Source organism: Mycobacterium sp., from assembly GCF_044342925.1.
Lineage (GTDB): Bacteria > Actinomycetota > Actinomycetes > Mycobacteriales > Mycobacteriaceae > Mycobacterium.
Genome location: NZ_JBIIOV010000102.1, coordinates 1 through 12336, shown reverse-complemented (window position 1 = coordinate 12336; position 12336 = coordinate 1). Strand labels below are relative to the sequence as shown.

Sequence of the window (12336 nt, the reverse complement as noted above, 5' to 3'; positions counted from 1 at the left end):
CCGCATGCTTTGTCGGCGGGAAGGTAGCGGGTGTCGGTCATACCGAGTGGCGCAAAGACCTTGCTCTGTACGTAGACGTCCTCCGGCTCGCCGGTGATCTTCTCGATCACCGCGCCGAGCAGAATGAAGCCGATGTCGGAGTAGTGGAAGACCTCCCCGGGAGGGAACGCCAGCGGCGTGGCGAGCGCCCGGCGGATGCCCTCGGCTTTGTCGGCGCGGTCCAGTCCCCACGGCGGCCCTCCCACGCTGAGGTCCCCGGCCAGGCCGGACGTGTGGGTGAGGACCATGCGCAGCGTCACCTCGGCGCGCCGCGGGTCGTTGACCGGGTTGAAGTCGGGCAGATAGGTCTGCAGCGGTTCGTCGATCCCGACCTTCCCCTGCTCGCACAGCTGCAGCACCGCGGTCGCGGTGGCGAGGCTCTTGGTCAGCGAGGCCAGATCGAAGATGGTGTCCTCGGTCATCGGTTCGGCCGGTGCGGGTAGCCCGTCCAAACCCGGCTCGCCCGGCAGCTTGCGGGAGCCGAACGCCTGGCGGAACACGATCTTGCCGGCGTGGCCGATCTGGACCACCGCCCCCGGCATCCGGGGCGCGGCGATCGCGTCATCGACCAGTCGGGTGACGGGCGTGAAGTCCCCTTGCGGAACCACCGGGACGACGGGGGGTGTGGCCGCCGCCGCGGAGGACGTCGTGGCCGGGCTGGTGGGCGGTACGGGGGGAGGCGATACCCGTCCACACGAGGTCACGACGGCGACGACGACGGCGCCGAGGGCGCATCCGCGCAATCGGCGACCGGCACCGGCATTCATTGCTGCAGGTTAACCGAATGCATTGGGTGCTTTCGGCACCTCGACCGCCTCACGTGAGTGTCATGACGACGGTCTCGATCCGCTCCTGCAGCGAACCGCGCAGATCCAGCACCGGCAACTCGGGGTGCTCGGCGAAGATCGCCGCGAGGATCTGCTGTGACCGCGCGCGGGCGTCTGCACCGTCGCGCTGTGGGTCGGGTTGCCAGGGGAAGTCGTCCTGGCACCACAGCACGTGCTCGCTACGCGTCGTCCACTCCAACGCCTGCGGCAGCAGCGAGGCATCGTCGTGGTACTGGATGCTGTAGACCGCCGTCATCAGTGGACCGCTGTCGGAGACCACCCATGACCACCCGGCACGGGCAGCCCGCGCCACGGCGGACACCTCCGACTCGCGGTGTGCGGCCATCACCTGCGCCTGTTCGATCGGATCGGGAATTCGGCCGTCGTGCTGCTCGACCCAGCTGCGCAGGAACTCCGGGACGACGACCGCCGGCAGCTGGGCGCCCAGCGCCGCGGAGAGCACGGACTTGCCGGTGGACTCGCCGCCGAGAACCGAGATGAGGCCGGGCGGGGTCACGAAATGGCTACCGCCGGTGCGGGATTCGCCGCGCGTGCGGACCAGGCCCGCCAGCCGGTGACAGCCATCAGGATCAGCACCGCGTAGAACAACGACGTGAAGTACAGACCTTGGCTGGCGTAGAGCACCGCGCCGACGGTGTTCACCGCGATCCACATCGGCCAGGCCTCCACCTTCTGCAGCACCATCAGCAGCTGCGCTGCCATCGAACCCACCAACATGAACGCGTCGCCCCAGGTGGCCGCTCCGCCGATGCGCTGCAGCAGCGGCGCCAGCAGAACCCACATCAGAAGGACGCCGACGATTCCGCGGATCCGGAAGGCGGTGTCGAGCCGACCCGGGACCCGAGCCCCGTCGCGCCCCCAGGAGAACCAGCCCCAGACCGCCGCCGCCATGAAGATCAACTGCATGGCGGCGGAGGCGAACAGGTGGAACTCCACGAACAGCCAGGAGTACAACAGGCTGGACAGAAAGTAGGGCGGCCAGGTCCAGCGGTTGCCGGAGATGCCCAGGGCGATGGCAAGGAAGGCCAGGATCACCGAAGCGAATTCGATGGCCGTGACGCCGTAACCCCACACAGTGAACAGCACCGTCATGTGCGCGCTCCCTGCCCGGCATTACCCGGACGGTCATGCGGTCGGCGACGCGGTATGCCACCTTCTCAGACCGGTTGCCCCGGCCTCCCGCGGTGAGTGATTCTGCGGCTACCAGGTTATCCCCGTGAGCACGCGGAAGCCTATGTTGGGTGATGTCATGAGCGACAGTCAGGCCGGTACGCGTCACGTCTTCGACGCCCACCTGCACATCATCGATCCCCGGTTCCCGCTGCAGGAGAACAACGGTTACCTGCCGCCGCCGTTCACCGTCGAGGACTATCGGCGCCGGGTCGCCGGTCTCAGCGTCGTCGGAGGTGCCGTCGTATCGGGCTCGTTCCAGGGCTTCGACCAGAGCTATCTGAGGGCGGCGCTGGCGGCGCTCGGTCCCGGATTCGTCGGAGTCACCCAGATACCGCCCGACGCCACCGACGAGGACATTCGGCGACTCGACGCGGCCGGAGTCCGGGCGGTGCGGTTCAACGTCCGCCGCGGCGGCTCCGCGCATCTGGGCGATCTGGACCGGCTGGCCCGTCGGGTCCACGAGATCGCCGGCTGGCACAGCGAGCTCTACATCGATGCCCGCGACCTGCCCGATCTGTTCGACACCCTGACCGGGTTGCCGGTCATCAGCATCGACCATCTGGGGTTGAGTGCCGAGGGTCTGCCGCACCTGCTACGCCTGGTCGAACGGGGCGCCTACGCCAAGGCGAGCGGGTTCGGCCGCCTTGACGTGGACCGGGCCGAGGCGATGAACCGCATTCTGGCCGTCAATCCGCACAGCCTGGTCTTCGGCACCGATCTGCCGTCCACCCGCGCTCCCCGGCCGTTCTGCGACGCCGATCTCACCGGGCTCGGGGAGCTCATCGGCACTGAGCACCTCGACAACGTCGTCTGGCGAAATGCCGCCCAGCTGTACCGGACCGAGTCGCCGCGGCGATGACCCGGTGGACGAGTGTGTGCGACGATCAGGGCCGTCATGTCGCTCACCGGGTTGGGCGTGACAGAAACTGTGGGCGTGAAGAGACTGTGGGGAATCTGATGGTTCAACGGCACGGCGCGATCACGACGGTCTTGACAGGACTGGCGGTCTTGGGTGCCGCGCTGGCCGGGGCGGCGCAGGCGTGGGCCGATCCGGCTGAGCCGGCGCCGGCGCCGATAACCACCCTTCCGGTGCCTCCACCGCCTCCACCGGTGTCCAACGACCCGATGACACCGCGCCAGCCTCCGGTACCGGTGGCTCCGGCCGTCCCGCCCGCAGCGGCCCCCGCCCCGGCGCCCGGCCCGCCGGCGGCTCCCCCGCTGCTGCCCGCCGACACCCCCGTTCCGCGGCCGTCGGTTCCCGAGGTCCCCCAGCCGGCGAACAACTCAGGCGGCGGCATCCTGGGATCGATCATCGACATCTGGCATCAGGCGCAGAACCCGTTCCTGGCCCCGGGTGCTCCGGTGGGTCCTGCGGGCGCGCCGGCACCGCCGCCGGGGGCCGGTCCCGCTCCGGCGCTGCCGCCCGGATACATCTCGACCAACGCGCCCGGCTCGGAGACACCGGCGAGCTCGACCGGTCCGGCAGGTGCCGCCGCCAACCGCCCCGCCCTGCCGCCCGGCTACTACCCGATCGACGGCCCCGCGCCGCCGTGGCTCACCGATCCCGCTGCGCCCGTTCCGAATCCATAGACTCGGTAACCGGGCAATCATCGACGCGGCCGCCGACCTGTTCGGAGAGGTCGGCTACGGCGATACCGGCATGATCGACGTGATCGAACTGGCCGCGACCACCAAGGGCACCTGCTACTACTACTTCCCCACCATCGAATTCGATCTGTTCAATCAGGGCGTCGTCCAGCGCGTCCTCAAGCCGCGCTGAACGCCGACGTCAACGCCGGAATGATCTGCGCCTTGCGTGACACCACACCCTTGAGCAGTGCGCGGTTGTCTTCCAGTTTGACGCCGAATGCCGTCTCGACCTTCGAGGCCTGGGGGCCGACCGCAATGCCCACCGAGTCGCCGCTGAGAATGTCGGTGGCCACGAACAGGAACAGGCCGAGCCCTTTCGCTGCGCTGACCTCGTTCATCGCCGTCTCCAGCTCGGCCTGGCGGGACATCACATCATCGAGGTCGACCGCATTGACCTGGGCGACTTCGATTTTAGTGTCGCCCATCGAGAATTCTTTCGCGTCCAGCGAAATCAGTTCGCCGGGCGTCTTCTCCGACAGACCGGCGCCGGCCTTCAACAAGTCGACACCGTAGGTGCTGATATCCACACCGGCGATTTCGGCAAGCTCGTGGGCCGCGGCCACATCCTCGTCGGTGCAGGTCGGGGATTTGAACATCAAGCTGTCCGAGAGGATCGCGGACAGCATCAACCCGGCGATGTCCGGGCTCACGGCGACGCCCTTCTCTTTGTGCATCTTGTTCAAGATGGTGGCGGTGCAGCCGACCGGCTCGGCGCGGTAGTAGAGCGGACCCGCGGTTTCGAAATTCGCGATCCGGTGATGGTCGATGACCTCGGTCACCGTGACCTTTGCGATGTCGAGGGCACTCTGCTGGAGCTCGTTGTGGTCGACGAGGATCACTTCGGATGTCTCGGCGGACACCGACTCGACGAACCTCGGTGCCGGCACGTTGAACGTGTCGAGGGCGAACTGCGTTTCCGCGCTCACCGGCCCCAGCCGCACCGCCTCGGCGTCGGCGCCGATCTTCGCTTTCAAGCTTGCGTAGGCGATCGCCGAGCAGATCGAGTCGGTGTCGGGATTCCTGTGTCCGAAAATAAGAACCGTAGCCATGCTGGCAAACATAGCGACTTCGGCGATTCCAGTAACCCGATTGGGGAATTGTCCCTCAATCGGCGGACTTGACCTTGGTCCCGGTTGAGGTCCGTGCGGGGGACGTCGGTGGTCGGTCGTCGGCCCGGCGGCGGCAAGGGCAACCCGGCCAGCGGCCCGATGCGCGGATGGGTGGCGGCGGCGGCGCGGGCGGAGTCGGCCTCGACGCGGATCACCGCGTTGTGGTCGTCAGCGGCGATCCGGCGCAGGCTTTCCTCCACCAGGTCGACAGGGTCGATCCGCCCGGAACGGACCTGGCCGGCGAGTTCGTCGAGCATTCGCCGAACGGTACCGGTCAGCGGAAACGCACGTCCAAGGTTGCCAGGCCGAAGATCTTCTTGCCGTCGGACTTCGCGTTGACCAGGATCACGCCGGTGCGGGTCTCGGGGTCCAGCGACTTGACCTTCCCACTGAACTCGATGTCCGCGCCCTCATTGGCCGGGACGACGGCGGGCGCCGACAGTCGCACCGCATAGCGGGTGACCGCACCGGGGTCACCGGACCACGCGGATACGAATCCGGCGCCCAGCCCCATCGTCAGCATGCCGTGGGCGATGACGTCGGGAAGTCCGGCGAGTTTGGCGATGGACTCGTCCCAGTGGATCGGGTTCGCGTCGCCGGCCACGCCGGCGTAGTTGACCAGATCGCCGCGGGAGAGCCGGGTGTGGTGCACGCCCAAGTCGTCGCCGACTTTTAGGTCATCGAAGGAGAGCGTGGCCAGGGGGCGCGTTCCGCCGGAGGCGATGCGCATCTCGTCCGGGGGTCGCACTGTCTTCTCATAGTCGGACGTGCCGACCGACATGATGTCCATGTCGTGCATCATCATTTTCTGCACGGCCGCCTTAACGCCCGGCCCGATGTCATCGGAAGTGACGCCCACGACGGTGGTGTGCAGAGTGTGTACCCGCTCGCCGGCCGCGTCGGTGAAGGTATTGGTGACGGTGATCAGATCCCGGCCGGCGATACGGCGCACCGACGTCAACTCGACGTCGATGTGCAGTTCGTCGCCCTCGACGATCGGCCGGTGCTGCTCGAAGACCTCTTCGGTCTGCACGTAGGTGTCGTAGCCGACGACCACCGACTCGAACATCCGGCGATTGCACGACATGCCCGGGGTGGAGGTGAACGTCAACGGCGCCACCAGGCCCGAATAGCCGAGTTCCGCGGCGGCGTCGACATCCCAGTGCGCGGGGTGATAGTCCTGAACAGCGCGGGCGTACTCGCGGATCTTCTCGCGGCCCACCAGGTAGGTGCCGTCCATCTGGTAGTAGTGGCCGACCCGGGATTCGAGATCCGGCGCCTCGGATGCTGCAGTCATGAATTCGCCCAACTGTTCTGCCGGCGTGTTCGTTGAGGCCGACCACAGCACCCTAATGCCGCCCGCATGCCGCGGTCGGAGGGGAACCGGCGGAATGGGAGACATCGACGACCCCTTCGAGTACGGCGGAAACAGCAGGGACGGCCAGCAGCAGGGGAGTTCCGAGGTTCCGCTGTTCCCCCTCACCGAATACCTGGATCGTTTCGACAGCCGCAACGCCGCGTCAGCGCCGGGCCTGCCAACGGCGGTATCCGCGGTGCGCCGCGACGGCGCCGATGATCGCGGTGACGCACCAGACGGCGATCGCCGCATAGGCCAGCGGTGAACTGAGGTCGGAGATCGACGCACCGAGGGCGGTGTAGACGAAAGCCCGCGGAGCCGAACCGATGAGGGCACCCACTGCCATCTGCCACAGTGGCAGACCGAACGCGCCGAAGGTGTAGGAGGCCAGCGCGTCGGAGATTCCCGGGATGAACCGCTGGCCGACCACCGCCCACAGCCCGCGGCGCTGGATCGCAGTGTCGATGCGGGTGGCCCACTGCGGCCCGATCAACGCGCGTGCGCTCTCTCGCCCGGCGCGTCTGCCGACCGCAGCGGCGATCACCGCCGTTCCCGTCGCCGAGCTCAGCGTGACGACGGTGCCCAGCAGCGGCCCGAACAACAGTCCGCTGCCCGCGGCCAGCAGGGGACCCGGAACGAACAGCGCGGCCAGGACGGCCGACGCCACGACGTAGGCCAGCGGAGCCACCGGACCGGTTCGGGCGACGGCCCCGCGGACCGCCTCGATATCGATGACGCGCTGGACGGCGACCAGATAGAACATCACCAGGAGGAAGGCGACGAACAACGCCAACCGGAGGGCGTGCGGGCGGCGGCTGACGGCCGGTACCAAGTCGGCTGGGCCGCCCTCTTGGACCTCGTCGGGGCCGTCGTCGGGGCCGTCCGGGACGCTCATCCACCGCACGCTATACCGCGGAATCTGGTGTTGCTGAGGCTGATGGTGCCGATGATACGGATGCGGCATCCACGAGGCCGTTGCGGTGCGGCAAAAAGTGACGATCGGCGCTGCTTCCCACTATTTTCTGGGGGTGCGTTCCTCAGTAGCCGGCATCCTGTCCCGATCCGTCGCACCGCTGCTCGCGGCCGTGTCCGTTGTTTGCGCGGGCGTCCTGGCCGAACCGGCCGCCGACTCAGTCCGGGTGGTCCCCGCTCCGCCGATGCGGTTGGTCGACGACTCCAATCCGTTGGCCGGGCGGCCGTTCTACGTCGACCCGATCTCCTTGGCCATGGCGGCTGCGCGCCGCAACCCGTCGAGTGCCGAACTGCAAACCATCGCCAACACCCCGACGGCCTACTGGCTCGACCAGGCCTTCCCGGCCGGCACCGTCGCCGGTACGGTGTCGCGGTACGCCGGCAACGCCGCGGCGGCCGGGGCGACCCCGGTGTTCGCCATCTATGCCATTCCCCACCGTGACTGCGGGAGCTACGCGGCCGGCGGGTTCTCCACCGGCGAGCAATACCGGCAGTGGATCGACGCCGTCGCGGCGGGACTGGGCTCGCTGCCCGCGGCGATCATCCTGGAACCCGACGCCATCGCGATGGCGGGCTGCCTGTCACCCGAACAGCGCGACGAACGGTTCGCCCTGATGCGTTACGCCGTGGACGCCCTGACCCGGGATCCCGCCGCCGCGGTGTACGTCGATGGTGGCCATTCCCGCTGGCTGAGCGCCGAGCAACTCGCCGCCGGGCTTCGTGACGCCGGCGTCGACAAAGCCCGCGGCTTCAGTCTGAACACGGCGAACTTCTACACCACCGAAGAGGAAATCGGTTTCGGCGAGACGGTGTCGGGGATGGTCGGCGGTAAGCACTACGTGATCGACACCTCGCGCAACGGCGCCGGGCCGGCATCCGCCGACGACCCGCTGCACTGGTGCAACCCCGATGGCCGCGCCCTGGGCGTGGCGCCCACCACGGCGACGGCGGGCGCCCATGCCGACGCCTACCTCTGGGTCAAGCGTCCGGGCGAGTCCGACGGCGCCTGCGGCGTGGGCGAGGCCGGCGCCGGACAGTTCATCACCCAGTACGCCGTCGAACTGGTGCAGAACGTCGGCCGGTAAGCACCCGTGAAGCCGATGCGCACAGATCGCCGCTCGGTGCTGATCGGCGGTGCCGCGCTGGCGGTCGCCGCGTTCGCACCCAGTGCGTGTGACAAAAGCCAGGGTGTCGCCGACGACGTTGCCGCAGACGCCGCCCCGCCGCCCCCGGCCGCGACGTCGGCGATGACCTCGACGCCAGCCCAGGCCGCGGGCGCGCCGGCGGCTGAGGCACCCGGCATACCCCGGCGGGAGAGCTACACCTTTCCGTCGAATCTCGAGGAACCCGCCCGGGCTCTGCAGCAGGCCGGTATCCCAATCGTGTTCGGGCCCAACACGGTTCCGGCGCCCGCGGGCATCAGCGCCCAAGCCAAGGCGGCGTGGGCCAACCAGCTTCAGGTGCCGCTGCCCGTCGACGACCCCGCCCAGCTGGCCGCGGTGCGCCAGTTCGGCAACGCCGGCGACCAGACAACGTTCGACGCAGTGTCGGCGACACGCTCAGTCGAGGACCGCCAGATCAACGGCATCACCGTCCAGCGGGTCGATCCACAAGTGCTGAGTCATCCGGACAAGGCCGTCGTCTTCATCCACGGCGGCGCCTGGGTGCTCAACTCCCGGCGGACGCAGTTGCCGCTGCAGTGCGCGATCGCCGACGCGCTGGGCGTGCCGGTGCTCTCCATCGAGTACCGGTTGGCGCCCGAGCACCCCTACCCGGCCGCCCTGGATGACGTGATCGCCGCGTACACCGGCATCATCGAGGAGTTTCGTCCGGAAGACGTTCAGCTCCTAGGGGTTTCGGCGGGGGGCGGCCTCACGTTGGCCACCCTGCTGCGGCTGAAGAAGGATGGGCTGCCATTGCCCGGGGCCGCTGCCGCGCTGTGCCCGGGCGCGGACATGACCCACAGCGGCTACCTGTTCACCGCCGTCGGCCTCAACGATCCGGTGCTGTCGCCCTACGACATCGACCTGTCGATGCGCGCCTACGTCGCCGGTGCGACGCCCACCGAACCGCTGGTGTCGCCGGTGTTCGGTGACTTCGCGGGATGCCCGCCGCTGTTCCTGCTCGCCACCACCGCCGAGATCATCGGCTCCGACGGTATCCGGGTGGCCCAGAGCGCCCGGACCTCCGGGGTGGACGTGACTCTGGTCGTCAGCGACGGCATGTGGCACGTTCCGGTCGCCGACGGAACCGGAATCCCGGAAGTGCAGCAGGCCTACGACCAGCTGATCGGCTTCTTCCGTCGGCGCCTTCCCGCCTAGGACCGTGACGACCGGAGCGGCGTTCGTCAAGCGTTTACCGGGGATATCAGTGCGTGCACCCGCTGACACCCCGCTGGCGCGATCGCCGTCCACTGCACCAGCTGTATCCGTTGCTGGCCCACGTCGCTTGGTTCGGCGGAGCCTACGTCCGTCGCTTGGTTCGGCGGAGCCTACGTCGGGCAAATCTTTGTCGCGGCGCGCGCGGCACCCGTGCTGATCTGGGCAGACCTCCACGGGCGGCCCCGCCGATGCGGTAGAACGGACAACAGTGTGTCGTTCATCACATCGGGAGGAATCAGCATGCAGTCCGTCAAGGGAAAAAACGTCCTGATCACCGGCGGTGCCATGGGGTTGGGCAAGCTGTACGCCGCGCGCGCCGTCGCGGAGGGCGCCTCCGCTGTCGTGCTGTGGGACGTCAACGAAGAGGCGCTGAGGACGACCGCCGCCGAGCTGGAAGCAGCTGGCGGCAAAGTCCGGTACGACGCGGTCGACGTCACCTCGCAGGACGCGGTGGCCGCGGCCGCCGCGCGGGTCCTGGCCGACACCGGCACGATCCACGTGCTGTTCAACAACGCCGGCATCGTCCGGGGTAACTGCTACTTCTGGGAGAACGATCCCAAGGACTTCCTGGCGACGGTGAACGTCAATTCGATCGCGCCCATGCTGGTGGCCAGGGAGTTCCTGCCGGCAATGATCAAGTCGGGCACCGAGTGCCGACTGGTCAACATCGCGTCCTCGGCCGGCCTGAACGCCATCCCGCGGATGGCGGCCTACGTCGGCTCCAAATGGGCGGCGGTCGGCTTCTCCGATTCGGTGCGTCTGGAGCTTGAGCAGGCCGGCTATCGCCAGGTCAAGGTGACCACCGTCTGCCCGGCGTACATCAACACCGGCATGTTCGACGGTGCCAAGGGCATCCTGTTCACGCCGATGCTGGAACCGGAGAACGTGGTCAAGGAGTCCTGGGCCGGGATGCTCACCGGGGAGCCGTTCGTGATCATGCCGTGGACGGCGCAGCTGACCAAGGTGCTCGGTGGTGTGCTGCCGGTCAAGCTGCGTGACATGTACATGCGCCGAGCCGGCGTCTACAACTCCATGGACGAGTTTGCGGGGCATTAACGGCCGCTAGCTGGCCGGAGGCCGGCCCACCCGACCATTAGCGCCAACCGCTACCGGTTCTACGGCAGGATGAAGCGGTGTCCGGATCTCTGCTGCCACCGCTGGAATCGTTGCGCGCAGCGCTGGGGCAGGTGCGGATACCGCTGCCGGTCGCCGGTGCGGACGCTGCCCGCAGCCTGACCGGGAGCTTCACCAACCAGCTCGACGATTACATCCTGCCCCGGTTGCGGGATGCCGACGCCCCGTTGCTGGCAGTTGTCGGCGGCTCCACCGGCAGCGGCAAGTCGACCTTGGTCAACAGGCTCGTCGGCCGGCCGGTCACCACCCCGGGTGTGCTGCGCCCGACCACCCGGCACCCCGTGCTGGCCTGCAACCCGGTGGACGCCGACTGGTTCGCCTCCGACCACATCCTGCCGCGGCTGCCGCGCATCACCGGTGGGGCTTCGCTCGGCGGCGTTGACGACGTCTTCGGCCTGCGGCTGGTTGACGTCGACGAGGTGCCCGGCGGTGTGGGTCTGCTCGACGCCCCCGACCTCGACTCGGTCTCCCAGACCAACCGGGAGATGGCGGGCATGCTGATGTCGGCCGCGGACCTGTGGTTCTTCGTGACCACCGCCTCGCGGTACGCCGACGCCGTTCCGTGGGCGGCGCTGCGGGCGGCGGTCGATCGCAACGCGGCGGTGGTTATCGTGCTCAACCGTGTTCCGGCCGAGGCGATGGCCGAGGTGACCGCCCACCTGAGGGAACTGCTCGCACAGGAGCGCCTGGCCGGTGCCCCGCTGTTCGTGATCCCCGAGTCGCCGCTGGTCGACGGCATGCTTCCGGCCGACCGCACGGCCGATCTGCAGACGTGGCTGAACAACCTGGTGGCCGACGCGGCCATGCGCGCCGCGGTGGCGCGGCGCACCATGGACGGTGCCGTCGGGCAGATCGTCGTCGACATGCCCGCCATCACCGATGCCGTCGGCCAACAGCTCAACACGGCCAACCGGCTGCGCGAGTCGGTGGACCAGTCCTACGCCCAAGCTGTGGCCAACCTGGAGTCCGCAGCCTCTGACGGCTCGCTGATGCGGGGCGAGGTGCTGGCCCGTTGGCAGGAATTCGTGGGCACCGGGCAACTGCTCAAACGACTTGAGGAAGGCGTAGGCCGGCTGCGGGACAAGCTCAGCGCAGCTGTCCGCGGGGAGCCCACCCCACCCGAGCGGGTCACCGAGGCCATCGAGTCGGGGTTGGCCAGCCTGCTCGTCGACTCGGCCAACGAGGCGTCACGGCGCGCCGAGCTGGCCTGGCGCCAGGATGCCGCCGGGCGTGCACTGCTGGGCGGCTCGGATCTGGCGCGGGCGTCCGCCGACCTTCCCGACCGGGCCGCGGCCCTGGTCCGGTCCTGGCAGGACGACCTGCTGGACATGATCCGCACCGAGGGCGCCGACAAGCGCCAGACCGCACGGGCGATGGCTTACGGCGTCAACGCCGTGACCCTGGCGTTGATGGTGGTGGTGTTCTCGGCGACTGGTGGGCTGACCGGCACTGAGATCGGCATCGCCGGCGCGTCCACCGTGCTGGCGCAGAAATTGCTCGAAGCGGTGTTCGGCGAGGACGGTGTGCGCCGCATGTCGAAAATCGCGATGGACAAACTCAACGTTCGTGTCGAGGGGCTGATGGACGAGGAGATGAGCCGCTTCCTGTCCCGCCTGGACGCCCTCGAACTCGACGCGGAGTTGCCGGCCCGGCTGCAGGCGGCCACCCGCCAG

Annotated in this window: 14 protein-coding genes and 1 pseudogene; 7 read left to right on the top strand and 8 right to left on the bottom strand. The window is 68.5% G+C overall.

All coding sequences use genetic code 11. From position 1 onward, the window contains the following. The 3 genes from ADBZ6I_RS11675 to pnuC form a co-directional block, all read right to left on the bottom strand. The coding region (locus ADBZ6I_RS11675) for a serine hydrolase domain-containing protein (protein ID WP_526383956.1) at positions 1-806 on the bottom strand (806 nt) is incomplete at its 3' end. Positions 807-855: 49 nt separating this feature from the next. Beyond that, positions 856-1383, bottom strand: coding sequence for an ATP/GTP-binding protein (locus ADBZ6I_RS11670; RefSeq protein WP_526383954.1), 528 nt, complete (start codon positions 1381-1383; stop codon positions 856-858). Then, positions 1380-1979, bottom strand: coding sequence for a nicotinamide riboside transporter PnuC (gene pnuC / locus ADBZ6I_RS11665; RefSeq protein WP_526383952.1), 600 nt, complete (start codon positions 1977-1979; stop codon positions 1380-1382). The genes ADBZ6I_RS11670 and pnuC overlap by 4 nt, the downstream gene beginning before the upstream one ends. 157 nt (positions 1980-2136) lie before the next feature. On the opposite strand from pnuC, the gene ADBZ6I_RS11660 reads away from it, so the two are divergent. The 3 genes from ADBZ6I_RS11660 (at position 2137) to ADBZ6I_RS11650 (ending at position 3840) form a co-directional block, all read left to right on the top strand. Then, the gene (locus tag ADBZ6I_RS11660) at positions 2137-2919 is read left to right on the top strand and encodes an amidohydrolase family protein (RefSeq protein ID WP_526383950.1); all 783 of its coding nucleotides are present in this window, start codon (positions 2137-2139) and stop codon (positions 2917-2919) included. 98 nt (positions 2920-3017) lie between these two features. Next, positions 3018-3650: a hypothetical protein gene (locus ADBZ6I_RS11655; RefSeq protein ID WP_526383948.1), complete on the top strand. Its 633-nt coding sequence runs from the start codon at positions 3018-3020 to the stop codon at positions 3648-3650. Beyond that, positions 3547-3840, top strand: a complete 294-nt coding sequence (locus ADBZ6I_RS11650; protein ID WP_526383946.1) for a TetR/AcrR family transcriptional regulator — start codon at positions 3547-3549, stop codon at positions 3838-3840. The genes ADBZ6I_RS11655 and ADBZ6I_RS11650 overlap by 104 nt, the downstream gene beginning before the upstream one ends. On the opposite strand, the gene ADBZ6I_RS11645 is transcribed toward ADBZ6I_RS11650, so the two are convergent. The 4 genes from ADBZ6I_RS11645 to ADBZ6I_RS11630 all read right to left on the bottom strand — a co-directional run bounded on the left by ADBZ6I_RS11645 (position 3827) and on the right by ADBZ6I_RS11630 (position 6939). Then, entirely contained in the window at positions 3827-4759 is a 933-nt protein-coding gene (locus ADBZ6I_RS11645; protein WP_526383944.1) for a manganese-dependent inorganic pyrophosphatase, read from the bottom strand. The genes ADBZ6I_RS11650 and ADBZ6I_RS11645 overlap by 14 nt on opposite strands. Further along, positions 4681-5076 carry a hypothetical protein gene (locus tag ADBZ6I_RS11640; RefSeq protein ID WP_526383942.1) on the bottom strand — a complete coding sequence of 132 codons (396 nt, stop codon included), beginning with the start codon at positions 5074-5076 and terminating at the stop codon, positions 4681-4683. The genes ADBZ6I_RS11645 and ADBZ6I_RS11640 overlap by 79 nt, the downstream gene beginning before the upstream one ends. A gap of 17 nt (positions 5077-5093) precedes the next feature. After that, entirely contained in the window at positions 5094-6116 is a 1023-nt protein-coding gene (locus ADBZ6I_RS11635) for a fused (3R)-hydroxyacyl-ACP dehydratase subunits HadA/HadB (protein ID WP_526383940.1), read from the bottom strand. A 223-nt stretch (positions 6117-6339) separates the two neighbouring features. Further along, a complete protein-coding gene (locus ADBZ6I_RS11630) occupies positions 6340-6939 on the bottom strand; it encodes a TVP38/TMEM64 family protein (protein WP_526383960.1) in 600 nt (199 codons plus the stop codon). Positions 6940-7156: 217 nt separating this feature from the next. Between ADBZ6I_RS11630 and ADBZ6I_RS11625 the strand changes: the two genes are divergently transcribed. From ADBZ6I_RS11625 to ADBZ6I_RS11610, 4 genes and pseudogenes are all read left to right on the top strand, one after another. Then, on the top strand, positions 7157-8233 hold the full coding sequence (locus ADBZ6I_RS11625) for a glycoside hydrolase family 6 protein (RefSeq protein ID WP_526383938.1): 1077 nt from the start codon (positions 7157-7159) through the stop codon (positions 8231-8233). 15 nt (positions 8234-8248) lie between these two features. After that, on the top strand, positions 8249-9469 hold the full coding sequence (locus ADBZ6I_RS11620; RefSeq protein WP_526383936.1) for an alpha/beta hydrolase: 1221 nt from the start codon (positions 8249-8251) through the stop codon (positions 9467-9469). A 29-nt stretch (positions 9470-9498) separates the two neighbouring features. After that, positions 9499-9726: pseudogene (locus ADBZ6I_RS11615) on the top strand (fructosamine kinase family protein); the annotation flags it as partial. A gap of 43 nt (positions 9727-9769) precedes the next feature. Next, positions 9770-10585 carry an SDR family NAD(P)-dependent oxidoreductase gene (locus ADBZ6I_RS11610; protein WP_526383934.1) on the top strand — a complete coding sequence of 272 codons (816 nt, stop codon included), beginning with the start codon at positions 9770-9772 and terminating at the stop codon, positions 10583-10585. Positions 10586-11850: 1265 nt separating this feature from the next. Here the strand turns inward: ADBZ6I_RS11610 and ADBZ6I_RS11605 are convergent. Further along, entirely contained in the window at positions 11851-12321 is a 471-nt protein-coding gene (locus ADBZ6I_RS11605; protein WP_526383958.1) for a thiamine pyrophosphate-dependent enzyme, read from the bottom strand. Between the last annotated feature and the right edge of the window lie 15 nt (positions 12322-12336).